The 24,601-nt window shown below is 69.9% G+C and carries 21 protein-coding genes; 13 read left to right on the top strand and 8 right to left on the bottom strand.

Translation table 11 applies throughout. The features are described from left to right. Positions 1–61: 61 nt before the first annotated feature. Both OHA77_RS08480 and OHA77_RS08485 read left to right on the top strand, forming a co-directional pair. Entirely contained in the window at positions 62–2,305 is a 2,244-nt protein-coding gene (locus OHA77_RS08480) for a xanthine dehydrogenase family protein molybdopterin-binding subunit (protein ID WP_406317253.1), read from the top strand. Between the two features lie 34 nt (positions 2,306–2,339). Beyond that, a complete protein-coding gene (locus OHA77_RS08485; RefSeq protein WP_326821184.1) occupies positions 2,340–3,716 on the top strand; it encodes an NCS2 family permease in 1,377 nt (458 codons plus the stop codon). 6 nt (positions 3,717–3,722) lie between these two features. Here OHA77_RS08485 and OHA77_RS08490 read toward each other — a convergent pair whose 3' ends face one another. Then, complete coding sequence (locus OHA77_RS08490; protein WP_406317255.1) at positions 3,723–4,853, bottom strand: SecDF P1 head subdomain-containing protein; 1,131 nt, start codon at positions 4,851–4,853, stop codon at positions 3,723–3,725. 212 nt (positions 4,854–5,065) lie between these two features. Between OHA77_RS08490 and ald the strand changes: the two genes are divergently transcribed. Further along, positions 5,066–6,181 carry an alanine dehydrogenase gene (gene ald / locus OHA77_RS08495; protein ID WP_406317256.1) on the top strand — a complete coding sequence of 372 codons (1,116 nt, stop codon included), beginning with the start codon at positions 5,066–5,068 and terminating at the stop codon, positions 6,179–6,181. 88 nt (positions 6,182–6,269) lie between these two features. Here the strand turns inward: ald and OHA77_RS08500 are convergent, their stop codons facing one another. Further along, positions 6,270–6,992, bottom strand: a complete 723-nt coding sequence (locus OHA77_RS08500; protein WP_406317257.1) for a DUF3105 domain-containing protein — start codon at positions 6,990–6,992, stop codon at positions 6,270–6,272. A 122-nt stretch (positions 6,993–7,114) separates the two neighbouring features. Here OHA77_RS08500 and OHA77_RS08505 point away from each other — a divergent pair, with 122 nt between their 5' ends. Then, the gene (locus tag OHA77_RS08505) at positions 7,115–7,765 is read left to right on the top strand and encodes a DUF305 domain-containing protein (RefSeq protein WP_326821180.1); all 651 of its coding nucleotides are present in this window, start codon (positions 7,115–7,117) and stop codon (positions 7,763–7,765) included. A 77-nt stretch (positions 7,766–7,842) separates the two neighbouring features. Next, positions 7,843–8,142: a DUF3467 domain-containing protein gene (locus OHA77_RS08510; protein ID WP_184757272.1), complete on the top strand. Its 300-nt coding sequence runs from the start codon at positions 7,843–7,845 to the stop codon at positions 8,140–8,142. Positions 8,143–8,172: 30 nt separating this feature from the next. Here OHA77_RS08510 and trpS read toward each other — a convergent pair whose 3' ends face one another. From trpS to OHA77_RS08535, 5 genes are all read right to left on the bottom strand, one after another. Beyond that, entirely contained in the window at positions 8,173–9,138 is a 966-nt protein-coding gene (trpS, locus tag OHA77_RS08515) for a tryptophan--tRNA ligase (RefSeq protein ID WP_406317259.1), read from the bottom strand. A 163-nt stretch (positions 9,139–9,301) separates the two neighbouring features. Continuing rightward, on the bottom strand, positions 9,302–10,360 hold the full coding sequence (locus tag OHA77_RS08520) for a threonine aldolase family protein (protein ID WP_406317261.1): 1,059 nt from the start codon (positions 10,358–10,360) through the stop codon (positions 9,302–9,304). Between the two features lie 110 nt (positions 10,361–10,470). Beyond that, complete coding sequence (locus OHA77_RS08525; RefSeq protein WP_406317262.1) at positions 10,471–11,112, bottom strand: SDR family NAD(P)-dependent oxidoreductase; 642 nt, start codon at positions 11,110–11,112, stop codon at positions 10,471–10,473. Continuing rightward, complete coding sequence (locus tag OHA77_RS08530) at positions 11,109–13,178, bottom strand: DUF6421 family protein (RefSeq protein WP_406317264.1); 2,070 nt, start codon at positions 13,176–13,178, stop codon at positions 11,109–11,111. Before OHA77_RS08530 ends, OHA77_RS08525 begins: the two co-directional genes overlap by 4 nt. Before the next feature lie 296 nt (positions 13,179–13,474). Further along, positions 13,475–13,624, bottom strand: coding sequence for a hypothetical protein (locus OHA77_RS08535; RefSeq protein ID WP_406317265.1), 150 nt, complete (start codon positions 13,622–13,624; stop codon positions 13,475–13,477). Positions 13,625–13,732: 108 nt separating this feature from the next. On the opposite strand from OHA77_RS08535, the gene OHA77_RS08540 reads away from it, so the two are divergent. Next, positions 13,733–14,098, top strand: coding sequence for a hypothetical protein (locus OHA77_RS08540; RefSeq protein WP_406317266.1), 366 nt, complete (start codon positions 13,733–13,735; stop codon positions 14,096–14,098). A gap of 69 nt (positions 14,099–14,167) precedes the next feature. Next, positions 14,168–17,212, top strand: a complete 3,045-nt coding sequence (locus OHA77_RS08545; RefSeq protein ID WP_406317268.1) for a hypothetical protein — start codon at positions 14,168–14,170, stop codon at positions 17,210–17,212. A 204-nt stretch (positions 17,213–17,416) separates the two neighbouring features. On the opposite strand, the gene OHA77_RS08550 is transcribed toward OHA77_RS08545, so the two are convergent. After that, positions 17,417–17,929 (bottom strand): AAA family ATPase, encoded by a 513-nt coding sequence (locus OHA77_RS08550; RefSeq protein ID WP_406317269.1) that lies wholly within the window; start codon positions 17,927–17,929, stop codon positions 17,417–17,419. A 377-nt stretch (positions 17,930–18,306) separates the two neighbouring features. On the opposite strand from OHA77_RS08550, the gene OHA77_RS08555 reads away from it, so the two are divergent. From OHA77_RS08555 to OHA77_RS08580, 6 genes are all read left to right on the top strand, one after another. Next, the gene (locus tag OHA77_RS08555) at positions 18,307–18,465 is read left to right on the top strand and encodes an SIP domain-containing protein (protein WP_406317271.1); all 159 of its coding nucleotides are present in this window, start codon (positions 18,307–18,309) and stop codon (positions 18,463–18,465) included. A 209-nt stretch (positions 18,466–18,674) separates the two neighbouring features. Continuing rightward, complete coding sequence (locus tag OHA77_RS08560) at positions 18,675–19,727, top strand: iron-siderophore ABC transporter substrate-binding protein (protein WP_406317273.1); 1,053 nt, start codon at positions 18,675–18,677, stop codon at positions 19,725–19,727. Between the two features lie 218 nt (positions 19,728–19,945). After that, the gene (locus tag OHA77_RS08565) at positions 19,946–20,971 is read left to right on the top strand and encodes a FecCD family ABC transporter permease (RefSeq protein WP_406317274.1); all 1,026 of its coding nucleotides are present in this window, start codon (positions 19,946–19,948) and stop codon (positions 20,969–20,971) included. A 2-nt stretch (positions 20,972–20,973) separates the two neighbouring features. Then, positions 20,974–22,080, top strand: coding sequence for a FecCD family ABC transporter permease (locus OHA77_RS08570; protein ID WP_406317276.1), 1,107 nt, complete (start codon positions 20,974–20,976; stop codon positions 22,078–22,080). A gap of 4 nt (positions 22,081–22,084) precedes the next feature. Then, positions 22,085–22,918: an ABC transporter ATP-binding protein gene (locus OHA77_RS08575; RefSeq protein WP_406317277.1), complete on the top strand. Its 834-nt coding sequence runs from the start codon at positions 22,085–22,087 to the stop codon at positions 22,916–22,918. Between the two features lie 180 nt (positions 22,919–23,098). Beyond that, on the top strand, positions 23,099–24,445 hold the full coding sequence (locus tag OHA77_RS08580) for a lysine N(6)-hydroxylase/L-ornithine N(5)-oxygenase family protein (RefSeq protein ID WP_406317278.1): 1,347 nt from the start codon (positions 23,099–23,101) through the stop codon (positions 24,443–24,445). Positions 24,446–24,601: the final 156 nt, after the last annotated feature.

Here is a 24,601-nt window from a genome sequence, read left to right on the forward strand (position 1 = left end):
CCCCGTCCCGCGTTTCGTCGCCTCCGCCATGTTCACCCTTGACCTGGGCTGATGTACTGCAATGGTGAGCGGCACAGAGACTCGCCAGAGCCAGGGCGCGACACGGGGTCCGGCGCGGGACCGCGGCGTCGGCACGAGTGCGCCGCGCCCCGACGGGACGCTGAAGGTGACGGGCGAGTTCGCCTACTCCTCCGACCTCTACCTCGCGGACATGATCTGGGGGGTGACCCTGCGCAGCCCGCATCCGTCGGCCTGGATCCGCTCCGTCGACATCGGTCCCGCGCTGGCCATGCCGGGCGTGCTGGCGGTGCTCACCCACGAGGACGTGCCGGGCGAGAAGTTCTACGGCCTGGAGCACCGGGACCAGCCGGTGCTGGCCATTGACCAGGTCCGCTACCAGGGGGAGCCGGTGGCGCTGGTGGCCGCCGACCATCCCGAACGGGCCAGACGGGCGGCCGCGGCGATCGTCGTGGAGTACGAGGTCCGCGAGGCGGTCGTCGACCCGCGCCGGGCCGCCTTCGACCCCTCCTGCCCGGCCGTCCACGAGCATGGCAACGTGCTGCGCCACCAGCCGGTCCGGGTCGGCTCGCACTTCGAGGCCCCGGTGGTGGTCACCGGGGAGTACGAGGTGGGCATGCAGGACCAGGCCTTCCTCGGCCCGGAGTCCGGCCTGGCCGTACCGGCCGAGGACGGCGGGGTGGACCTGTTCGTCGCCACCCAGTGGCTGCACGTGGACCGCGACCAGATCGCACCCTGCCTCGGACTGGAACCGGAGCGGGTACGGCTGTCGCTGGCCGGGGTCGGCGGCGCGTTCGGGGCCCGCGAGGACCTGTCCATGCAGGTGCACGCGTGCATGCTGGCGCTGCGGACCGGCCGCCCCGTGAAGATCGTCTACGGCCGTGAGGAGTCGTTCTTCGGGCACGTGCACCGGCATCCGGCCCGGATGCGCTACGAGCACGGCGCGACCGCGGACGGCAGGCTGGTCTACGTGCAGGCGGAGATCCTGCTCGACGGCGGCGCCTACTGCTCGTCCTCCCTGGCCGTGGTGGGCAACGCCGCCTCACTCGGAGTGGGCCCGTACGAGGTGGACAACGTCCGGATCGACGCCTACGGCGTCTATACCAACAACCCGCCCTGCGGGGCGATGCGCGGTTTCGGCGCCGTGCAGGCCTGCTACGCCTACGAGTCGCAGATGGACGCGCTGGCCGAGGCGTGCGGCATCTCCCCGGTAGAGGTCCGCGTTCGCAACGCGGTCTCCCAGGGCTCCACGCTGGCCACCGGGCAGGTGATCGACAGCCCCGCGCCGCTGGCCGACATGCTCCGCGAGCTGGCGGCCATGCCGCTGCCCGAGCCCGGTGGCGCGGGCCTGCTGGACATGCCCGGCGGCGTGTCGCAGACCACCCGCGGCGAGGGGGTGCGGCGGGGCGTCGGGTACGGCGTGGGCATCAAGAACATCTGCTTCTCCGAGGGGTTCGACGACTACTCCACCGCCCGGGTCAGGGTCGAGCTGCTCGGCGGCGAGCCGCACGCCCTGGTGCACACCGCCGCCGCGGAGGTCGGCCAGGGCCTGGTGACGCTCCAGGAGCAGATCGCCCGCACCGAGCTGGGCATCGACCGGGTGACGGTCGCCCAGGCCGACACGACGGTGGGTTCGGCCGGGTCCTCGTCCGCCTCCCGCCAGTCCTACGTCACCGGCGGCGCGGTGAAGGCCGCCTGTGAGGCCGTCCGGAAGCGGCTGGACGACCTGCGGGCCGGCGGCGTGACGCTGGAGGAGGCGCTGGAGCGGGCGGGTGCGGTCGAGGAGACTCGCGAGTACCGGCACCGGCCGACCTTCCCGCTGGACCCGGTCACCGGTCAGGGCGACTCCCACACCCAGCTCGCGCTGTGCGTGCACCGTGCCGTCGTCGACGTGGACACCGAACTCGGCCTGGTCAAGGTGGTGGAGCTGGCGGCCGTACAGGACGTAGGAAAGATCATGAACCTGCAGGCGCTGGAGGGGCAGATCCACGGCGGCTCCGCACAGGGACTGGGGCTGGCGTTGATGGAGGAGATCCAGGTCACCGGCGGACGGGTGCTCAACCCCTCCTTCACCGACTACCTGATCCCCACCATCCTCGACATGCCGCCCATACGGGTGTCGATCCTGGAGAACCCCGACCCGAACGCCCCCTACGGCCTGCGCGGCGCGGGTGAGCCCCCCACCCTGTCGTCCACCCCGGCCGTGGCCGCCGCCGTACGGGCCGCCACCGGCCTGCCCCTGCGCCGCGTGCCCATCCGCCCCCATGACATCGCGTTGAACGGGTAGGAACCGCTCATCCCCCGCTCGTGAGAGGGGGGTCATGGATCGGTTCTTCGAGCTGACGGCACGCGGGTCGAGTGTCGGGCAGGAGGTCAGGGGCGGTCTGACCACGTTCATGGCGATGGCCTACATCATCCTGCTGAACCCGATCATCCTGGGCGGACCCGTCGACGTCACCGGGGCGAAGCTGTCGATCCTCCAGCTCACCACGTCGACCATCATCGCCGCGGCGGTGAGCACGATCCTGATCGGGCTGGTGGGCAACGCCCCCTTCGGCGTCGCCGCCGGGCTGGGACTGAACGCGGTGGTCGCCTACCAGGCCGCGCCGTTCATGACCTGGGCGCAGGCGATGGGGCTGGTCGTGCTGGAGGGACTGGTGATCGTGGTGCTGGCGGTCTCCGGGGTTCGCCGGCTCATCATGAACGCCATCCCGCTCGCCCTGAAGCACGCGATCAGCGTGGGGATCGGGATGTTCATCACACTGATCGGGCTGGTGGACGCCGGGTTCGTCGCCAAGGGGACGGGGACGCCGATACAGCTCGGCGCCACCGGACACCTGACGGGCTGGCCGGTGGCGGTGTTCTGCTTCGGTCTGCTGCTGGTGATCGTGCTGTTCCTGCGCAAGGTCCGGGGTGCCATCCTGATCGGCATCGTGGTCACCGCCGTACTGGCGATCGTGGTCAACTCGGTCGCGACGATCGACCCGGCGACCTGGGGCGTCGTGGTGCCCCGGGTGCCGGACGCGGTGGTGTCGCTGCCGGACACCGGGTTGATCGGCCAGGTGGACCTGTTCGGCGGGTTCGCCCGCGCGGGGGTGGTGACCGCGACGGTCGTGCTGTTCACCCTGGTGCTGTCGGGGTTCTTCGACGCGATGGGCACGATCATCGGGGTGAGCGACGAGGCGGGCCTGGTGGACGCCGAGGGCCGGGTGCCCCGGCTGGGGGCGATCCTGACCGCCGACGGCGTGGCCGGGGCGATCGGCGGGTTCTCCAGTGCCTCGGCCAACACGGTCTTCGTCGAGTCGGCGGCCGGTGTCGGCGAGGGGGCCCGGACCGGCCTGGCCGCCCTGGTCACCGGCGGCATGTTCGTGCTGACCCTCTTCATCACCCCGCTGGCGACGGTCGTCCCGGCCGCGGCGGCGGCGCCCGCGCTGGTGCTGGTGGGCGCGCTGATGATGACGCAGGCCAGGAACGTGCCCTGGGAGGATCTGACGCTGGCCGTTCCGGCGTTCCTGACGATCGCCCTGATGCCGTTCACCTACAGCATCACCAACGGCGTCGGAGCCGGTGTGGTCACCTACACGGTCATCCAGGCGGCGACCGGCCGGGCCCGGGGCGTCCCGTGGCTGCTCTGGGTGGTCACGCTGGTCTTCGCGGCGTATTTCGCCGTCGAGGGCATCCGGGGACTGTTCGTCTAGGGTGCGTCATTCCCGGTCGCAGGCGATGCCGTCGTTGTCCTTGTCGGGATACCACGCGTACTGCGGGTGGACACCCCGGTAGTAGGGCCCGCCGTAGCCCTCCTTGACCGCGGCCTCGCAGCTGGGATACCTGCGTTCGGAGCCGTCGGCGGAGGTCGCCGTCGAAGGCCCGGTGGCCGTGTCCCTTGTCCTGTTGCCGGCCGGAGCCGCGGTCGCGCCGTTCGCCGAGGCGATCGGCGCGCCGGTGGGAGCCGTGGTCGCCCCGGTGGGAGCGGTGGTGGGAGCGGTGGTCGCCGGTGGGGTCACGGGTCCGCCGGTGGGCGGGGGCGTGCCGACCGGGGCGGGCTGCGACTGGCCGGGGGCCGGGGATGTGGCCACCGGGGCCGGCTGCGACTGGCCGGGGACCGGCGTCGCGGTGCCCGGGGCCCCGGTCAGCCGTACGACCATGGCGTCCGCCTGCTCCTTGGTGAAGGAGCCCGCGATGCTGAGACTGTCCTCGGTGATCACCTGGGCGACCCGGGGCGCCGCCACCACCTTCTCCCCCGCGACGATCGCGAGCTGCTGCCTGACCGCCTCCTGGGTCAGGTCGTTGATCTGGTCGCGGAAGGCGGGCGCGAAGGCGATCCTGACCGAGTAGGCGCCGCTCTTGTCCTGAACCGTCTCGATCTTCCGCACCGCGTTCACGCTGACTCCGGCGGCGAGGGTGTAGCAGTTCTGTCCCGCGTCGTCGGGCACGCCGTCGGGGGTCGTGCAGGCGCCGGGCTGCGAGCCGGTCACCGGGGCGAAGTGGATGGGGACCCGCAGGCGCTGGGGAGGGGGCGCGCCGAGCGGCACGCCGGGATCCCTGGTCATGAGCACCGCGAGAGTGCCGAGCACGCCGGTGGTGAGCACGACGACGACCAGGGCGACGACCAGGATGACGGTGGTGACCCGGCTCGCCCGGGGGTCCTTCGGCGCGCCGTCACCGGGACCGGTCCCCGGCCTCCCCGGTCCCTGCGGGCCTCCCGGCCCCGAGGGAGGACCGGCGAGCGGGGGATCATGCGGCCCGGACGGCCCGGAAAGGGGGTCCCGCGGCCCAGGTGGAGGCCCCTGCGGTACGGGTGGGTCGCCCGGACCCGCGTGCGTCTCCATCGTCATATGACTGCAATCCTCACATCTGGTTCGCGGAGAGCCTACCGATCACCGAAAAGAGCCGGTAACCGGCCGGGCGGGCCGGCTCTGCGGACCAGCGTTTTACGCTTCCTGACAAAGCGGCAGCAACTTTTGTTGATTCCTTCCATCATGCGCATGGTGCCCCCCTCCCAGGGGACGCAGAGTGAAGAAGGTACAGGTGCAATCCTGGAGGGGCCGTGAAGATCGCAGTTCCCCGCGAGGTCAAAAGCCACGAGTATCGCGTGGCCCTCACTCCCGCCGGAGCCCACGAGTTCGTCCGGCACGGTCACCGGGTCTTCGTCGAGAAGGACGCCGGCACCGGATCCTCGATCACCGACGCCGACTTCCAGAGCGTGGGCGCGACCATCCTGGAGTCGGCGGACGAGGTGTGGGCCGAGGGCGATCTGGTGCTGAAGGTGAAGGAGCCGATCGCCGAGGAGTACCACCGGATGCGCAAGGGGCAGGTGCTCTTCACCTATCTGCATCTGGCCGCGTCCGAGCCGTGCACCCGGGCCATGCTCGAATCCGGCGTCACCGGCATCGCCTACGAGACCGTGCAGAGTGAGAACGGCTCGCTGCCGCTGCTGGCCCCGATGTCGGAGGTGGCCGGACGGCTCGCCCCGCAGGTGGGGGCGTACCACCTGATGCGGCTCGAAGGCGGGCGGGGCGTTCTCATGGGCGGGGTGTCGGGCGTGCACGCGGCCAACGTGGTCGTGATCGGCGCCGGAGTGTCCGGCATGAACGCCGCGGTCATCGCGCTCGGCATGCAGGCCGAGGTGGTCCTGCTGGACCGCAACATCGACCGGCTCCGCCAGGCCGACATCATCTACCAGGGCCACTGCCAGACCGTCGCGTCGAACAGCTACGAGGTCGAGCGCGCGGTCCTGGCCGCCGATCTGGTCATCGGAGCGGTGCTGGTGCCCGGTGCGAAGGCACCGAGGCTGGTGAGCAACGAACTGGTCTCGCGGATGAGGCCCGGCTCGGTCCTGGTCGACATCTCCATCGACCAGGGCGGCTGCTTCGAGGACTCCCGGCCGACCACCCATGACGCGCCCACCTACCGGGTGCACGACTCGATCTTCTACTGCGTGGCCAACATGCCGGGCGCGGTCCCGCACACCTCGACGTACGCGCTGACCAACGTGACCCTGCCCTATGCGCTGGCGATCGCCGACCTGGGCTGGCGCGAGGCGCTGCGCGGCGACCCCGCGCTGGCCGGGGGCCTGAACACGCACGAGGGGCACCTGACCAGCCGGCCCGTGGCCGAGGCCCACGGGCTGGAGGCGGTGCCCCTGGAGCGGGTGCTGGCCTGAGCGGTGCTCCGGCCCGGTACGGCCCGCACCGGGGTGCGGGCCGTACCGGACGGGCTTGCCGCGGGGGATGCGGGCCGCGGCGGCGGGGTCAGGAGCTCGGAGTCGAGCTGGGCGAGGGGGTCGCCTCCGGGGCCGTGGACGGGTCCGCCGACGGGTCCCCGCTCGGGGCGGCCGTCGGGGTGGTCGCCGGGATCGGGGCCTCGGCGGTGGTGGTGCCCACGCCCCCGCTGCAGGAGGCGCCGAACTCGGGGGTCTCGGCGCTGTTGTTCCGGTACTTGGCGATGTACTTGGGCAGGCGCGGGTCTTCGGCGCTGTCCAGCTTGAGCTGCTTGTTCCAGGAACTGGCCACGACCTTGGCGGGCAGTCCCGGGTACGGGCTCAGGAGCATGTACTCCTTGGAGGACAGTTCCTTGAGCCTGTCCACCTGGGCCTTGGGCAGGTCCGGCTGGTAGGTGATCCACACGGCACCGTGCTCCATGGCGTGCACGGCGTTCTCGTTGTTGATCGGCTGGTCGTAGATGCCGCAGTCCTGCCAGGCCGGATTGTGCTCACCCCCCATCGGGGGGTTCTCCTTGTAGGCCACCTTGGTCTGGACGTGCACGCTGCCCGGATACTTGGCGCTGGTGACGGCGTCCAGCGAACTCACCGCCCGCTCGTTGACCAGGTAGAAGCCGACGAGCCCGACGAGCAGGACGATGACGACGCCACCGGCGCCCCACATCAGGAACGCGGTCCGGCGCTCCTTGCGCTTCTGCTCCTGGCGCATCCGGTCGAGATGTTCCCGTCTCGCCTGCGCCTTTTTCTCCGTCATCGACCCTCCAGCCGGGAACTGATTTCGGGTCACACTATGCCCTACTAGCGTGTGTGGAGAATAAAGCCAACACAACGGGTGATACAGCAACGATTCCTGACAGTGGGTACGCTGGGCAGGCGATGGAAACGCCTCCCCGTGACAATCCGAACCCCAGACGCCGTGTGGCGCTCGGCCTGCTGCTCGGCTGCCTGGCCGTGGCGGCCGTCCTGCTGCTGATCGTCGGCAGGAGCACGACCCCGACCGACGCCTCCGCCGAGGCGGGGTTCGCCCGCGACATGGCCGTCCATCACGCCCAGGCCGTCGAGATGTCCTTCGCCGCCAGAGACGGCAGCAAGGACGAGGAGCTACGGCGGCTCGCGTACGACATCATCGTCACGCAGACCGCCCAGCGCGGAATCTTCAGCGGCTGGCTGCAGCAGTGGGGGCTGGACCAGGCCGGCGAGCGGCCGTCGATGGCGTGGATGGCCGGTCACGGCCACGGTGCAACAGCCCCGGCCTCCGCCGCGATGCCCGGTATGGCCAGCGAGGAGGAGCTCACAAGGCTCCGCGAGGCCACCGGCAAGGACCAGGAGGTCCTCTTCCTGCAGCTCATGATCCGCCACCACGAGGGCGGCGTGCAGATGGCGCAGGGCCTGCTGAAACTGTCGGACCGCGACGAGGTGGCCACCATGGCCAGGCACATCGTCGAGGGTCAGACGGGTGAGATCAAGCTGATGACCGACATGCTGCGGCAGCGCGGCGCCCAACCGCTGCCTTCCATCCTTAGATAGCGTCGGCGCGTCCTTGCGCGGCCGGTTTCCGGCCAGGGCAGCATGGAGCCAACCTGGCCGGAGGAGACGGGAACATCATGGTGAACGATGAGCCGGAGAACCGCCTGGAGGTGAGTATCTCCGCTGAGGTAGAAGCGGGACAGTACGCGAACTTCGCCTCCGTCTGGCATACCGAGGATGGGTTCGTCCTGGATTTCGCGGTGATCACCAGACCTCCCCAGCTCGCCAACGACCCCTCCTCCGGGCAGCACTTCGTCAGTGTGCCGACCCGGATCGTCAGCCGGATCCGGATCCCTCCGAGCCAGGTGTTCGAGCTGATGAAGGCCCTGGAACAGCAGCTCACCGCCTACGAGCAGGAGACGGGCCGGAAGAACTGACCCGCGGGGCGCCGGACCGTCCGGCTCCCTTCAGGGCAGGCCGATCGCCTCCCGGGCGGCGGCCAGCAGGCCGGCGCCGCGTTCGGCGGCCCGCGCGGCACCGGCGGCCAGCAGCCGCGACAGTTCGGCCGGGTCGGCCGACAGTTCCAGATAGCGCTCCTGGATCGGCCGCAGCGTCTCCACCACGGCCTCGGCGGTGTCCCGCTTGAGCGCGCCGTACGTCTCGTGGGCGAGCGACTCGACCGGCCGCCCGGAACAGGCCGCGAGGACGGCGAGCAGGTTGGAGACGCCGGGCTTGTCCTGCGGGTCGTAACGGACCTCGGTGCCGGAGTCCGTGACCGCGCGCATCACCTTGCGGCGGACGTCGGCGGGCGGGTCGAGCATGTAGACCGTCCCGGCGGTCGAGCCGTTGGACTTGCCCATCTTCGAGGTGGGCGTGGTCAGGTCCATGACCCGGGCGGCGACCCGCGGGTGCACCGCCTCGGGCACGGTGAACGTCTCGCCATAGAGGCGGTTGAACCGCAGGGCGAGGTCACGGGTGAGCTCGACGTGCTGGCGCTGGTCCTCCCCCACGGGCACGAGGTCCGTCCGGTGCAGCAGGATGTCGGCGGCCATCAGCGCGGGATAGGTGAGCAGCGAGAGCCGGACCTCCTCCTGCCCGGCCGATTTCTCCTTGAACTGGATCATCCGCCGCATCTCGCCGAAGTAGGCGGTGCTCTCCAGCAGGTAGGACAGCTCGGTGTGCGCGGGCACCTGGGACTGGATGTAGACCAGCGATCGGTCCAGGCCGCAGGCGAGCAGCAGCGTCGCCGCCTCCCTGGTCCGGGCACGCAGGCGCTCCGGATCGTGCCTGACGGTCAGGGCGTGCAGGTCGACGACCGCGTAGACGCAGTCGGCCTCGTCCTGGAGCTGTACGGCGGGCCGGATCGCGCCGAGCAGGTTGCCGATCGTGAGGTGGCCGGTGGGCTGGAACCCCGAGAAGACGCGCTTGGTCATGATGGTCACTCCTTGGTGGGAAGGGACCGCCGCGCGCCGGGCCGTACCCGGAAACGGAGAACGGCCGCCGGTTCACGGCGGCCGTCTGGTTGCGCAGTCGAGGCTGGCTAGCGGGTCCGCCGATGGGCGGCCCGCCACAGACCCAGACTGTGCGTGCTCATGGTCAGGATCTTATCTCCTCCGCGACCGCGCGGGCAAAGGCGTCCACGTCGGCCTCGGTCGTGTCGAACGCGGTCATCCAGCGGACCTCGCCGGTGGCCTCGTTCCAGGTGTAGAACCGGAAGCGCTTCTGCAGGCGCTCGGTCACCTCCGGCGGCAGGATCGCGAAGACCGCGTTGGCCTGCACCGGGCGCGGCACCTCGACGCCCGGGATCTCCCGGACGGCGGCGGCCAGCCGCCGGGCCATGGCGTTGGCGTTGCGGGCGTTGCGCAGCCACAGGTCACCGCCGAGCAGCGCCTCGAACTGCACCGAGACGAACCGCATCTTGGAGGCGAGCTGCATCGCGGTCTTGCGCAGGTAGCGCAGGCCGCGCACGGCGTCGGGGTTGAGCACCACGACGGCCTCGCCGAACATCAGCCCGGCCTTGGTGCCGCCGAAGGACAGCACGTCCACCCCCGCGTCCGTGGTGAACGCGCGCAGCGGCACGTCCAGCGCGGCGGCCGCGTTGGTGGCACGGGAACCGTCGAGGTGGACGAGCATGCCCAGCCCGTGGGCGTGCTCGCAGATCGCCGCGATCTCCTCAGGGGTGTAGAGCGTGCCCAGCTCGGTGGTCTGTGTGATCGAGACCACCTTGGGCTGGGCACGGTGCTCGTCGCCGAAGCCCCACGCCTGCCGGTCGATCAGCTCCGGGGTGAGCTTGCCGTCCGGAGTGGGAACGGGCAGCAGCTTGAGCCCGGCCGTACGCTCCGGTGCCCCGCCCTCGTCGGTGTGGATGTGCGCCGACTCGGTGCAGACCACCGCCTCCCAGTGCGCGGTCATCGCGCGGAGCGCCACCACGTTGGCGCCGGTGCCGTTGAACACCGGCCAGGCCTCGGCCGCCGGGCCGAAGTGCTTTCTGAAGACCTCCTGCAGCGCCTGGGTGTAGACGTCGCCGCCGTAGGAGGTCTGGTGCCCCCCGTTGGCCAGGGCGATCGCCTGGAGGATCTCCGGGTGCACCCCGGCGTAGTTGTCGCTGGCGAAACCCTTCACCAGCGGGTCATGCCTGCGAATCGCGTCGGTCACTTGTTCCCCTTAGCAGGGCGGCCCGCCACCTGAGGGCGGGCCGCCGTCGTGCGTGCCTCTCACCGCCGGTGACGGGGCGCCGTCGTGCGCGTCCCCCCGACCGCGGGCGCTCACCCGTGGGTGAGGTCGATCCTGGTGCCGTTGGCGTCGGTGTCCCAGAGACCCTCGATCGCCGCGGCGAGATCGTCGACGTCGGTGAAGCCGGGGAACTTGCGTTCCGGGCTCGCCACGCGCATGGCCTCGTTCACCAGCGCCTTCACCACCAGGATATTGGCCGTCGCGCCGGTGCCCGCCAGGGCGTCGGCGAAGGCCAGGGTCCATGCCTCGGAGGCGGCCTTGGCGGTGCCGTAGGCCGCGCCGCCCTGGGTGGGGTGCTCGGCCGCCTTGGCGGAGACGATGGCGAACCGGCCCCGCCCGCTCGCCTTCAGCAGCGGCTCGAAGGCGAGCGTGACGTGCTGGAGGGTGCGGATCAGCAGGTCGTGCAGGAGGTCCCAGTCCGCGAGGTCCGTCTCGGCGAAGGTCTTGGCGCCGCGCCAGCCGCCGACCAGGTGGGCGATCCCGTCCAGGTGGCCGTGCTCGGCCTCGACGTCCCGGGCGAGCCTCTTCACCGCGTCGAAGTCGAGCAGGTCGACCGCCAGCGTCCCGTCGGCGCCGGACTTGTCCACGCCGACGACCGTGTGCCCCTTGTCGGTGAAGCGGCGGACAACGGCCTGACCGGCGGGGCCGGCCGCTCCGGTAACAAGGATGATCATGCTCGGATCCCCTTCGTGGCTTCGACGACATCGCCGAGCTTACGACGCAGGGCCTCGTAGAACATGCTCAGGGGGAACTCGTCGGGCAGCACCGCGTCCACCACGGCCTTCGGGAACCCCTCGACGGGCAGCGCGTCCACGCCGCGGGCCCAGGCGGAGGCGGGGTGCGGCGCGACGTAGGCGGCGACGAGCTGGTGCGCGGCCAGCCAGTGGGCGAGCTTGGCGCGGTCGATGCCGTCGCGGTAGAGCTTCTCCACCTCGCCGCGCAGGTCCGCGACCCCGTCGGCGACCCGGCTCCAGTCGACGCTCAGCCGGTTGTCGGTCCACCGGACGATGTCGTTGCGGTGCAGGTAGGCGAAGAGGAGCTGGCCGCCGAGCCCGTCGTAGTTGCGGACCCGGTCACCGGTGATCGGGAAGCGGAAGAGCCGGTCGAAGAGGATCGCGAGCCGCACGTAGCGGGCGTGCGGAACGCCCTCCTTCTCCAGCTTCACGGCCTCGCCGTACGCGGTCAGGTCGCAGCGGAGCTCCTCCAGGGAGTACAGCCAGTACGGCATGCGCTGCTTGATCATGAACGGGTCGAAGGGCAGGTCGCCGTGGCTGTGGGTGCGGTCGTGAATCAGGTCCCAGAGGACGAAGGTGTCCTGCGCCAGGTCCTGCGACTCGATCAGCCGGGCCGCGTCCGGCGGCAGCGCCAGCTTGAGCGTCGCCGCGGCGGCCTCGCTCACCGCGCGGAACCGGGCGGCCTCACGGTCGGCGAAGATGCCGCCCCAGGTGAAGCGGGGCGGGGTCTGCCGGACCGCGACCGTCTCGGGGAAGAGCACCGCGGAGTTGGTGTCGTAACCGGAGGTGAAGTCCTCGAACGCGATCGGCACGAACATCGGGTTGTCGTAGCCGGAGCTCTCCAGCTCGGCCAGCCACTCCGGCCAGATGGTCCGGATCCAGACGGCCTCGATGTGCCGGAAGGTGGTGCCGTTCTGGGTGTACATCGGGAAGACGACCAGATGCTCCAGGCCGTCGATCCGCTGGGTGTCGGGGTGGAAGGCGTCGAGCGAGTCCAGGAAGTCGGGCACGCCCAGGCCCTGCTCGACCCACTTGCGGAAGTCGGCGACCACCGCGGCCAGGTAGGCCTCGTCATGCGGGAAGCGGGGCGCGAGCCGTACGACGTGGTCGACGATCTCGGAGACCAGCTCGGCCGCCCGGTCACGGTCGCCCTCGATCGAACCGTCCTTGGCCTGGAGCGGCCTGATCGCCTCCACGGCGTCCTTGAGCTCCCGGAACGCCGCACGCGCCGCCGACTCCCCGGTGGTCGCCGCCGGGACGGGGACGCGCGCGGCCCAGGTGACGAGATTGCCCCAGAGCGCGGTGTGGTCGTAGTCGCCGATCGAGTCGTCGCCGAACAGGTCGGAGTCGGCGAGCACCACGACGCGGCCCCTGCCGTGCCGTATCGCCACCGCCAGCGGCCGGCCCGCGGGGTCGGCGGTGGGCGACGTCCGGAACAGGACGGTCGCATCGGCGGGCGCGGTCAGGACTCCGGCACGGTAGAAGCACGCGCGCCGGGCTCCGGCGAGGAGATCCTGGTCGTCGGCGTCGACGGGGGAACCCAGGACCCAGGAGGCCACGCCGTTGTGGGCGCTCCTGGGGTCCTGGACGGTGGTGTGCTCGACGCCGGCGCCGAACCGGGCGAGCAGTTCGTCGAGGTTGCTGCCGTACTTCTCCTGCTCGCACTCGGCCAGCACGACCAGGCCGCCGCCGTCGCTGACGTAGGCCTCGATCGCGTCGAGCTCCTCGACGGGGAAGACCGGGCTGCCCAGTCCGGTGGTGCGCTCCCAGCGGTCGGCCGAGGGGTGCGCGATCACGAAGACGTCGTTGGAGTTCAGCAGGGCGGGGGTGATCGGGCCCTCGGTGTGCGCGGCCACGGTGTGACCCAGGCGGCGCAGGACGTCGGCGGCGCGGACGTAGCCGTTGTCGTCGGGATGTCCCGGATTCATCGTCTCGGCCACGTCCCGCCGGATGGTCCACGACTCGCTGTGCGCCTCGTCGAACAGCACGCGCGGGAAAGCTCTCACGATAAATCCTCCCTCAGACGAGACTCAATACCGGAAAATATACACAATCCATCCAAATATTGACATATCCCTTACGGCGCAGCCGAAGTGAAGGCCTCCCACCGGCGGCGGGATGATCGACACCGGCAGCGCCGGATCCGCCGCCCACCGGGGATCCCGGGCTCGGTGCGACACGGGCGGAGCACAGTGGAATGGAATCCGGCGACAGCGAGCGATCCGCTTGCCTGGCCGTGCGTGCCCTTCGGGGACGTGGCGCGCAGGAGACCGGCGCGCGGGGACCACCGACCCGACGGGACCTACTCGTCCAGCGCCGTGGGGGCGGCCGGGGCGAAGTTGACCTTCATTGACGCGGAGACGAAGATGATTTTCCGGCAGGACGCGCTCGTGCTGGAGGCGAGGGCCATCGCCGGTTCGTCCCGCCCGCCTACCGGCGACCCCGGAAGCATCGAAACCTCCCGCCATGCCGTCGTGAAAACGGTCTCCTTTCGCAATTCGCCTACTTGATCATGGAGCCGCTGATGCCCGAGGGACCGCCGAATGAGGAGGCCCTTGGCGTGGATACGGGTCCCGGTCCGTTCCCGCCGGTGGCGCTCGGCGGCGGCCCCGGGGAGTACGGCGTGACGGAGCCCGGCTACTCCGTGGAGCGCTCGGCGCCGAACCGGCAGGCTCCGGTCTCCGGAGAGCGGCGCGATGACGTACTCCGGGCGCGGGAGGTGCTGCGTGCGGCCTTCGACCGGTCCCGGCGTGCCCTCGGAGACGATCGGTACGTGGCCGAGCTGGAGAACCAGCCGCCCGGCGTCGAAGCCGGGATCTTCGGCGCCTTCGACGCCTGCGTCGAAGAACGGGACGGTATCGCCGGTGGGCTGCGCGCCGGCGCCGGAAGGTACCACCACATCGAGCAGCCTGGCGGCAGCGGCTGATCGCCTGTGGGGTTCGATGGGATTCTGGTTCCGGATTGGGCCAAGCCGTATATCGGCTGGGTGGTCGGGATGGACTGGCCCGAGGGGGACGAGGAGGGGTGTTTCCGGCTCGCCGACGCCTGTGTGACCGCTGCGCATGAGGTCGTTGCGGGCACCTGGGCCGATCTGCCGCGGAGTGCGGACAAGATCGGCCAGGCGTGGGACGGTGCGGCACACGAGGCCTTCGCCGAGCATGTCACCCGGGTCGCGGGCGGGCAGGTGGCCGATCTGGTCAACCGGCTGATCGGCGCCGCCGTCAGGTTGAACAACGTCGGGGTGCAGATCCAGTACGCCAGGTACATGATCGAGGCCACCGTGTGGCTGCTGATCGTGCAGGTGGGCTACCTGCTGGCCATGGCGGTGGCCAGCGGGGGCGCGAGTCTGGCGTTCATCCCGGCCCGGGTGCAGTTGGCCCGGCTGATGGTCAGGCAGATCGTCCGGCGGGCGCTGGCCAACATGGTGCTGTTCGCCGCCATCGTCGGCGGGATGGAGGGCGGGGTCCAGGCCCTGCAGATCGCCCGGGGCCGCCGCGACGACTTCGACGAACGGCAGCTGCTGATCTCCGCGGTGACCGGCGGGGCGATGGGCGCCCTGATGGGCGGGTTGTCGGGTGGACTGACCCATCTGGCCACCCCGGCCCTGCAGGCGGGGTTGTCGCGGGCAGAGATGAGCGTGGCCGAAAAACTGCTGGCCGCCGCCACCAGCTCCCTGTACGGGCAGGCCGCGCAGTACGCGCTGACCGGTGGTATCACCACCGCGGGCAGCATGATCATCAGCGGCGACTTCGACTGGGACCTGCTCGCCAAGGCCGTCACCTCCAGCGCGCTGGGCGCCGACGGCCAGCATTTCACCACGACCCTCCCCCACGGCAGCCCACCGCCACCCGGAAGCTCCCCGCCACCCGGCAGCCCGCCACCCGGAGGCCCCCCGCCCGGCAGCGCTCCCCACGGTGGCGCTCCGCCCGGTGGCAGCACGCCTGGTGGTGGCCCGTCTCCATTCGCCCATCCCGCGCCCCCTGCCCCTGACGCCCCGCCCGGCCCCGGCCCCCTGCCCGGTCTCGAACCGTCCAGGGTTTCCGAACCCCCCAGGAGGGACCCCGAACCGTCCAGGGATTCCGAACCGCCCGGGGATTCCGAACCGCCCAGGAGGGGTTTCGACCCCCTCACGGGCACCGCCCGTGACACCACGTTGAGCAACGCCACCACCCCGGAAGCGACGTCCTTCTCCTCCGCTGCTCACGACGGCCCGCACCCTGACCGTCCTCATCACGACGGCCCCGCGAGCACCGGCGATCCGGTCTCCCTCTCCCGCGCGGCGGACGCTCCACGGGACTTGCCTGCGGCGGCCCCGCCGGCACGAGCCGATGGGGACGCCCCGCCGGTGTCCCATCACAGAACCTCCGGTGACGAGGCTCCGGCCGGCCGGATCGAGCGGCTGCTCAACCCCACCGCGAAGCCCCCGGCCACCGCGCTCTCCGACAGTGCCGGACCGCCCGCGCCCGCCCACCCGCACGTGCCCGGCACATCCGGCGGGGCCGAACCCGCCGGCCCGGACCCCGCCAAGGGCGGGCGGACCACGACGGAGCCCGCACACGTCGCCGACGTGACCGGAAATCCCGAGAGTGCCGATCACAACGCCCAGGGGATCGCTCCCGGTGGAACGCCGCCCCAGGCGGGCGGCGCAACCGTCACGCATGCTGCCGAGCACCCCCGGCCCCAGGCGCATCGACAACCGTCGGATCACGCGCGGCTGACCACATCCGAGTGGGTACGGACCGCGGTGGAAGCGCACGGTACCGAGGCCGGCAACGGTTCGGCGCCGAGCGCACTCGACTATCAGCATCAACGAGCCCAAGCGGTCGAAAAGATCAGCACAGCGTTGGGTCTGTCGGATCCAGAGGCTCTGAACGCCCTGAAGGTGGCGTATGACGTGGTCAGAGCAAATCACGGGCCATACATCGTGAGATGCGTCATGAAAATGCTCCCCGACGTGAAAGCGGACGCGGACGCAGGCCGCACGATCGTCTACCTCGGACGCGACGGAGCCACCATGGCCATCGCGGCCCGGGCACTGGATCCGGAATTCTTTGATCGCCATTGCACCATGGCTCTCGTGTCCCGAAAATTAGCCGAATCCGCGATCCAGGACCTGGAGCGCACCGGCAGAACCTTTCCCCAGCTGGAGAAGTTCCGGCATTTCGCAAAGCTTGTGGATTCCGGTGACGTCGACGGGGCCGCTCAGCGGTTGACCAAGCATCTCCAACTCAGCGGAGTTCCCGTCGGTCGCGAAGGCGCCGTCACCATCGTCGACAACGGCTTCCGGGGGACCATTCAAGAGATATTGACCGCCATGTACCCGGAGACGTCATTCACGGGGCGCTATATGTTTTTCTCCCAATCTCCGGGCGATCCGCATCCCGAATCGAAGCAGGGTTACGAATTCCATCTGGGACTCGACCGGAGTAACGCCGGATCCCCGCTGTACGATTTACTCCCTCCAAAGGAGGTCGAGCTCACGTTCCGGAGCAACTGGGCACTCTATGCCATCGAGGAAACCACGCAGGGGCCGCTGTCGAGCCCCGTTCGAGTTCATGAGGACGGCCATCCCATCCAGGCCCTCGAACGCGACAATCCAACACCTCTGCATGGGCTGAACCCCATCCTCATGCCAGGCATCCTCACCGATCCGCTGGTCCGCGAAGCCGTACTGCGAATCAACCTGATCGGTGTCGACGACTGCGCGAGAAACATCATGGCTCTGAAGTCGAAAGGCGGCGACTGGCAGGGCGAGCTCGACCGGGGAAGAGACAGATTCGTGTCCAATGTGCGCGCTTGGATACTCGGCGGTCGACCCGACCCTGAATTCCTGTTCATGAACAATGCGTTCGCGCGCCGAGAATTCGGGCAACCGATCATGGATCTCGCCTCGGCGATCGAGCAGGCCGGGCTCCCCAGGCAAGACGCCCGGCGGATATGGGAGTCCTTCGACGGGTTCACGACCAGGGAAGAAAAAGAAAAATTCGTGGAGGAATTCAAGCGGTCTCACCCGTCGGGCGACGCTCATGAGAAGAAGTGAAGGATCAGGCTGGGAAGAGGATCCGCGGGATGCGTGGCAGGGTACGGTGATTCCGCTGAACACCCTGAGCGATTCCATCCGCTCATGGAGAAACCACGGCGAGGCGGCTTTCCCCGATCTCCCGCCGCGGCGGTCCGGGACCCGATGGCGTCGGCGGGATTTTTCACGGCCGCGCAGGACAGAACCCTGGAACCGGGTGCGGTCTCAGGGCTCGCTTCGCGCGCGGACGAGGATCTCCTCAACCGTCTCGGCGGGCGTCTGGTCGGAAGTGTCCAGCCAGAGACCGATGCGGGGCGTCTCATGCCGCAGGATGTGATCCAACTGCCTGACCGCCCAGACATCGTAGGAATCCTTGTCCCGCCCGGCTTCGCGGACGGCTATGGCATCCGGGTGCGGAGCGAGCACGACGACGCGGAGCGGACGGACCCTGATCAGCGCGACCGTCTCGGCCAGATGCTCGCCGAGGATCACGTCCTGCGCGACGACGGTGAACCCCGCCTCGGTGTAGCTCTCACTCACCTGTGCGGTCAGCCGATGGCGCAGCCGGAGCTGCCGCAGGGCTTCCTCCGACGGCTCAGGAGTCATCTCCTCCTGCCCTCCGACCACCATGCAGCGGAACGCGTCACCGCGCACGTGCACCGAGCGCGGCAGCCGTTCGGCGAGCAGCTGCGCGACGGTCGACTTCCCGGCCGCCTGAATGCCGGTCACAAGGAACACTGTCCGAACTCCTCTGCGCGGGTACGGCGGGCCTCCCCCACCGCTTCCGTACCGTACCGTCCGCGCCTCGACCTGAACGGCCCTGGCCGCGCCTCGACCTGAACGGCCCCGCCTTCGGCCGGCAACGTCAACGCGGTGATCAGCTCGTCCGGCCCTGTCCGCGACAGCGCGCGGAGGCCGCAAGTCCTTCCAATCGAAAGATAGGTTAGCCTAACTTTACTTTGCCACCGACGGGCGGACGCAGCCAAGGGAGAGCCCGATGATCGACCCCTTCCGCATTTTTCATGTGCGGGTGAGCAGGCTGGTACGGCTCAGCCCTTCGTTCCTGCGGGTGACCTTCACCGGCGACGATCTCGACCTGTTCGCGGACAACGGGCATGCACGAACTGCCCCGTCCGATGTACGCGTGGCTGGCCGGTGAGGCGGCCGTCATCAGGACGCTCCGCCGCCACCTGGTCGCCGAGCGCGGGCTGAACCGCCGGTCGGTGGCGTTCATGGGCTACTGGCGGATGGGCCGTTCCGAGCAGTACGAGTGATGCCTTTCCCGGCCGTCGCCCGGTTCCCGTCACACGGGACCGGTGTCCACTCCGATCCGCCCGGGAGCGGCACGACACCCGCCCGGGAACCGTACCGGCCACGGCCCGCGGGACTCGACGAAAACACTCGGACATCCGTGCCATCGCTCGTCGTCACCCCCTGCACCCGACGAACCCACCACCTGTAAGAGAACGTGAAGGACCCTTCGATGATCCGTTTCCTGAGAGGCCGCCGGCTTGCCACGGCACTCGCCGCCGTGCTGCTCTCCGCCGTCGCATGCGGCTCCGACCCCGCCCCCGCTCCCGCCGACCACGCGGCCACCGCGCCGAAGAGCGGCGCCTTCCCGGTGACGATCGAGCACAAGTTCGGCAGCACCACCATCACGTCCGAACCCAAGCGGATCGTCACGGTCGGCCTGACCGACCAGGACGCCGTGCTGGCCCTCGGCAAGATCCCGGTCGGCACCACCGACTGGCTCGGCGGCTACACCGGCGCCATCGGCCCCTGGGCCACCGGCAAACTGGGCGGTGCCGCCGCGCCGACCATGCTGACCGACACCGGCACCGGACCTCAGGTGGAGAAGATCGCCGCGCTCGCGCCCGATCTGATCTTCGCGCTGTACTCGGGTCTCACCAAGGAGCAGTACGAGACCCTGTCGAAGCTGGCTCCGGTCGTGGCCCAGCCGAAGGAGTACAAGGACTACGGCATTCCCTGGCAGAGGCAGACCGAGATCGTCGGTAAGGCCCTCGGCAAGGAGGCCGAGAGCGGGAAACTCATCGAGGACGTCGAGGCCGGGTTCGCGGCCGCGCGGAAGGAGCACCCGGAGTTCACCGGGGCCGGCGCGGTGGTGACCACACCCTACGAGGGATTTTTCGTCTACGGCAGCCAGGACCCCCGCTCACGCACCCTCACCTCGCTCGGCTTCACGCTGCCGGCCGATCTCGACAAGGTCATCGGCGACAAGTTCGGCGCCAGCATCAGCAAGGAGCGCAGCGACCTGCTCGACCAGGACGCGATCGTGTGGACCGTGCCCGACATCGCCAAGGACTCGGACACACTCCACAAGGACAAGGTCTACAAGGACCTGCAGGTGGTGAAGCAGGATCGCGAGATCTTCATCAATGAGAACGGCGACTACGGCAAGGCCTTCTCGTTCGTCACGGTGCTGAGCCTGCCGTACGTCCTGGACCGGCTCGTCCCGCAGCTCGCGGCGGCGGTCGACGGCGACGCCGCCACGAAGGTGGTGCAGCCGAGCTCCTGAGCGGGCGTACGACGCGGAAGGGGACCGGGCCGCGAAGCGTTTCGCGGCCCGGTCCCTTTCCCGTGCACCTGGGCCCGGCCCCGCCGAGCCATGAGCGACCTTGCACTAAGGTAAGCATTACCTAAGTAGATAGATCTTAGCAGAGAGGGACCGCGTCCCCCGATGGCCGAAGTCGAGGCCTGCCCAACCTAAGGAAGTCGCAAAGTGGGGAAAGCCCGATGACCCGGAGCGAGGGACTCCGCCCAGCCTTTCTCGTCGCACTGCTCGGTGCGGCCCTTGTCCTGCTCTGCCTGCTGTCGATCGCGCTCGGCGCCCTGAACGTCCCCCTCGACCAGGTCGTGCGGACCCTGTCCGGTCACCCGGGCAGCCGGCTCGTCGAGAACGTCATCTGGTCCGTACGCGTGCCGCGCACCGCGCTGGGCCTGACGGCCGGCCTGGCCCTCGGACTGTCCGGCGCGCTCATGCAGGCGCTGACCCGCAATCCGCTCGCCGACCCCGGTGTGCTCGGGGTGAGCGCGGGCGCCGCCTTCGCGATCGTGCTGGCCGTCGCGGTGCTCGGGCTGAGGTCGTTGTTCGGCTACATCTGGTTCGCGTTCGCGGGCGCGTTCATCGCGAGCGTCCTGGTCTTCCTGCTGGGCAGAATGGGACGTTCCGGCCTGACGCCCGTCAAACTCGCGCTCGCCGGGGTCGCCGTGACCTCGCTGCTGTTCTCGCTCACCAGCGCCGTCGTCCTGACCAACCCGGAGGCGCTCAACCGCTACCGTTTCTGGTCGGCCGGCTCGCTCGCCGGCCAGGACGGCGATGTGGTCCTCCGGCTCCTGCCATTCGTCGTCGCCGGCGCGGTGCTGGCGCTGGCCTGTGCGCCCACGCTCAACAGCCTGGCCCTCGGCGATGACGTGGCCGCCTCACTGGGGCGGCGGCTCGGTCTCATCCGCCTCCAGGGCGTGGTCGCGATCACCCTGCTGACCGGCGGGGCGGTGGCGGTCATCGGCCCGGTCGTCTTCCTCGGGCTGGTGGTCCCGCACATCGCCCGGGTCCTCGCCCAGTACGCCGGGCTGGGACCCGACCACCGCTGGCTGCTGCCGCTGTCTGCGCTGCTCGCCCCCTGTCTGCTGCTCGCCGCGGACATCATCGGACGGGTCGTCGGCCGGCCTGCCGAGATCCAGGCCGGACTCCTGGTCGCCTTCATCGGCGGCCCGTTCTTCATCGCCCTGGTCCGCCGCCGTCGGCTCGCGGAGGTGTGAGCATGACCCGTCTCTCGCCCCTGCGTCCCCGAAGGACCTCGCACCGTCCCGGCGAGCCCGTCTCCTCCCCCTCCCACCGGCCCTTCCGGCTGGCCGCGCCGCCCGTCTCCGGGTTCCTGCGGCCCCGCCTGATCGCGGTGTGCGCGGCACTCACCGTCGCCACCTTCCTGGTCTTCTGCTGGGGCATCTCGGTCGGGGACTACCCGATCGGTCTGACCGACGTGATGAGGGCGCTGATCGGCTCCGGCGACCCCGGAACCCTGCTGGTCGTCCGGGAACTGCGGCTGCCGCGCGCCGTGATCGGGCTCCTGGTCGGCATCGCCTTCGCCGTTTCCGGCGCGCTGTTTCAGACCATGACCCGTAATCCGCTGGCCAGCCCGGACATGATCGGCATCACCGAGGGCGCCAGCACCGCCGTGGTCGCCGGCATCGTCCTCGGCTGGGACGGCGGCCTCGGCACCCAGACGCTCGGGCTGCTCGGCGCGCTGATCACCGCCTTGCTCATCTACACATTGGCCTGGAAGAACGGCACCACCGGCTACCGGATCATCCTGGTGGGCATCGGGGTTTCGTGGATCTGCACCAGCGCCACCGACTACCTGATGGCCAACGGCGAACGGTTCCAGGCACAGGCCTCGCTCGGCTGGCTGGTGGGCAACCTCAACGGCCGCACCTGGGACCAGGTGGTCCCGCTCATCGTCGTCATGGCGCTGCTGATGCCGGCGGCACTGATACTGGGCCGCCTGATGCGCACGCTCCAACTCGGAGACGACGTCGCGGCCGGCCTCGGCACCCGCGTACAGCCGGTCCGCCTCGCGCTGCTGCTCACCGGTGTCGGGCTGGTCGCCTTCGGCACCGCGGCGGCCGGGCCGATCGCCTTCGTGGCACTCGCCGCACCGCAGATAGCCCAGCGGCTGGCGCACACCGCCTGGCCGCCCCCGATCACCTCGGGGCTGACCGGGGCCCTGGTCGTCCTCTCCGGCGACCTCGTCGCACGCAACCTGATCTCCGGTATGGAACTGCCGGTCGGGATCGTCACCGGTGTGCTCGGCGCACCGGTCCTGCTCTGGCTACTCATCCGCGCCAACCGCGCGGGCTCAGGAGGCTGAACGCATGTCGACCAATGGCCCGGACCTGCGGGCGAGCGGCCTGCACCTGGCATACGACGACCGGCTGGTCGTCGAGGACCTCGACCTGGTCATCCCGCCGGGCAGCATCACCGCCATCGTCGGCGCCAACGCCTGCGGCAAGTCCACGTTGCTGCGGGCCCTGGCCCGGCTGCTCGCGCCGCGTCAGGGCACCGTCCAGCTCGACGGTCGTGCTCTGCAGTCCATCCCCACCAGAGAACTGGCCCAGCGGCTGGGCATCCTGCCGCAGACACCGGTCGCCCCGGAGGGGCTGACCGTCATCGACCTGGTCAACCGGGGCCGGTCACCGCACCAGACCTGGTGGCGGCAGTGGTCGAAGGCCGACGAGCAGGCCGTCCACGGTGCGCTGGCCGCCACCGGCATGACCGACCTCGCCAACCGTACGGTCGACGAACTCTCCGGCGGCCAGCGCCAGCGCGCCTGGATCGCGATGGCCGTCGCCCAGGGCACCCCGGTGCTGCTCCTGGACGAGCCGACGACCTACCTGGACCTGGCCCACCAGATCGACGTCCTGGACCTGATCACCGACCTCAACCGGCGCGAAGGCCGTACGGTCGTGATGGTCCTTCACGACCTCAACCAGGCCTGCCGGTATGCCGATCACGTCATCGCCATGAAGTCCGGCCACATCGTCGCCGAGGGCGCCCCGGCCGATGTCATCACCGCCCAGGCCGTGGAGGAGATCTTCGATCTGCGCTGCCAGGTCATGACGGACCCGGTGAGCGGCACACCATTGATCATCCCGATGGGCCGCCACCACGACGCCTCCGGCACCGGCGTGGTCGCCGAGACGGCCTGACCCCTCCGCCGGCGGTCGCCTCGGGCGACGGACGGCGGTCACGCTGGAAGCGCGCGACGGCCCCAGGTCTGACAGACGAACATGGCGACCCCCATGGTGGATTCTCTTCTCGGCATGCATCATTGCAAGGCAAGGCTAACCTTATTTAGGGTGTGACGCACAGAGGGAGGCGATGCCGCGGTGGACACGCTGCGCAGTGGGCCAGACAGCATCTACGACATTCTGGGAGTCGGTTTCGGACCCTCGAACCTCGCGCTGGCCATAGCCGTCGAGGAGCACAACGCGGGGGCTCCCGCGGCGGAACGGCTCCATGCCGGATTCCTGGAGAAGCAACCGCATTTCGGTTGGCACCGGGGCATGCTCATCGACGACGCGACAATGCAGGTGTCCTTCCTGAAGGACCTGGTCACGATGCGCGACCCGACAAGTGAGTTCAGTTTCCTGTGCTACCTGAAAGACCGCGGCAGGCTGGCGGACTTTCTCAACCAGAAGACCCTTTTCCCGCTGCGCGTCGAGTTCCACGACTACCTCGAATGGGCCGCCGCCCGGGTGGACCACCTGGTCGACTACTCCGCCGAGGTCCTCTCCATCGAGCCGGTGGTGATGGAGGACGGAGAGGTCCGCTGGTTCGACGTGATCAGCCGCGACCCGGATGAGCCGGGCCGCACCGTGACGCACCGGGCCCGCAACATCTCCGTGGCCACCGGCCTGGAACCCCACCTGCCGCCGAGCACCGTCCTTTCCGACCGGGTCTGGCACAACAGCGAACTGATCCCCCGCGTCGCCGAACTGACCGGCGCCGGCACCCCGGTGCGTCGCGTCCTGGTGCTCGGCGCCGGGCAGAGCGCCGCCGAGGCGGTCGACTACCTGCACCGCACCTTCGACGGAGCCGAGGTCTGCGCGGTCTTCGCCAAGTACGGCTACACCCCCGCCGACGACAGCCCCTTCGCCAACCGGATCTTCGATCCCGAGGCGGTCGACGTCTACTTCAACGCCCCCTCCGAGGTGAAGCGGTCCCTCTTCGACTACCACCGCAGCACCAACTATTCGGTGGTCGACATGGACCTCATCCAGTCCCTGTACGCGACCGCCTACCGCGAGAAGGTCCAGGGCACCGAGCGCCTGCGCATCCTCAACGTCTCCCGCATCCGGGAGGTGCGCGCTCTGGACGACCGCCTGGAGATCACCGTGGAGTTCCTGCCCACCGGCGAGCAGGAAGTCCTCACCGCCGACGTTCTCCTCCACGCCACCGGCTACCGCCCCCAGGACATCGGCGCCCTCCTGGGCGAGGCGGCCAAGCTCTGCCTGCGCGACGACGAGGACTCCGTCCGGGTCGGCCGCGACCACCGCGTCGAGGTCGCCCCCGAGGTAACCGCCGGTATCTACCTCCAGGGAGGCACCGAGCACACCCACGGCCTCAGCTCCACCCTCCTGTCCACCATCGCCGTCCGCGCCGGCGAGATCCGCGACTCCCTCCTCGCCGGCCGCGCGGCCACGGCGACCGCTCTCGCCGGTCACCCCGCCTGACCCCCGTGCGCCGGGGCGATGATCGCGTCCCGGCGCACGAAGCCGTCCCGACGGCCGATGGAACACCAGACGGACATCAGGGCCGGCTTGGCCTTCTGAACAGGCTGGACTCATCCGTGGACCGTCGAACCACGCTCGTTCTCACCGCAGGAATGG

This window comes from Streptosporangium sp. NBC_01639, from assembly GCF_045209755.1.
GTDB lineage: Bacteria > Actinomycetota > Actinomycetes > Streptosporangiales > Streptosporangiaceae > Streptosporangium.

Excerpts from the sequence above, each read along its gene's own strand:
- OHA77_RS08565 (WP_406317274.1), top strand. The coding sequence starts at position 19,946 with ATGACCCGGAGCGAGGGACTCCGCCCAGCCTTTCTCGTCGCACTGCTC.
- OHA77_RS08490 (WP_406317255.1), bottom strand. The coding sequence starts at position 4,853 with ATGACGATGGAGACGCACGCGGGTCCGGGCGACCCACCCGTACCGCAG.
- OHA77_RS08560 (WP_406317273.1), top strand. The coding sequence starts at position 18,675 with ATGATCCGTTTCCTGAGAGGCCGCCGGCTTGCCACGGCACTCGCCGCC.
- OHA77_RS08505 (WP_326821180.1), top strand. The coding sequence starts at position 7,115 with ATGGAAACGCCTCCCCGTGACAATCCGAACCCCAGACGCCGTGTGGCG.
- OHA77_RS08545 (WP_406317268.1), top strand. The coding sequence starts at position 14,168 with ATGGACTGGCCCGAGGGGGACGAGGAGGGGTGTTTCCGGCTCGCCGAC.
- OHA77_RS08575 (WP_406317277.1), top strand. The coding sequence starts at position 22,085 with ATGTCGACCAATGGCCCGGACCTGCGGGCGAGCGGCCTGCACCTGGCA.
- OHA77_RS08500 (WP_406317257.1), bottom strand. The coding sequence starts at position 6,992 with ATGACGGAGAAAAAGGCGCAGGCGAGACGGGAACATCTCGACCGGATG.
- OHA77_RS08555 (WP_406317271.1), top strand. The coding sequence starts at position 18,307 with ATGCACGAACTGCCCCGTCCGATGTACGCGTGGCTGGCCGGTGAGGCG.
- OHA77_RS08570 (WP_406317276.1), top strand. The coding sequence starts at position 20,974 with ATGACCCGTCTCTCGCCCCTGCGTCCCCGAAGGACCTCGCACCGTCCC.
- OHA77_RS08480 (WP_406317253.1), top strand. The coding sequence starts at position 62 with ATGGTGAGCGGCACAGAGACTCGCCAGAGCCAGGGCGCGACACGGGGT.
- OHA77_RS08485 (WP_326821184.1), top strand. The coding sequence starts at position 2,340 with ATGGATCGGTTCTTCGAGCTGACGGCACGCGGGTCGAGTGTCGGGCAG.
- trpS (WP_406317259.1), bottom strand. The coding sequence starts at position 9,138 with ATGACCAAGCGCGTCTTCTCGGGGTTCCAGCCCACCGGCCACCTCACG.
- OHA77_RS08510 (WP_184757272.1), top strand. The coding sequence starts at position 7,843 with ATGGTGAACGATGAGCCGGAGAACCGCCTGGAGGTGAGTATCTCCGCT.
- OHA77_RS08535 (WP_406317265.1), bottom strand. The coding sequence starts at position 13,624 with ATGCTTCCGGGGTCGCCGGTAGGCGGGCGGGACGAACCGGCGATGGCC.
- OHA77_RS08525 (WP_406317262.1), bottom strand. The coding sequence starts at position 11,112 with ATGATCATCCTTGTTACCGGAGCGGCCGGCCCCGCCGGTCAGGCCGTT.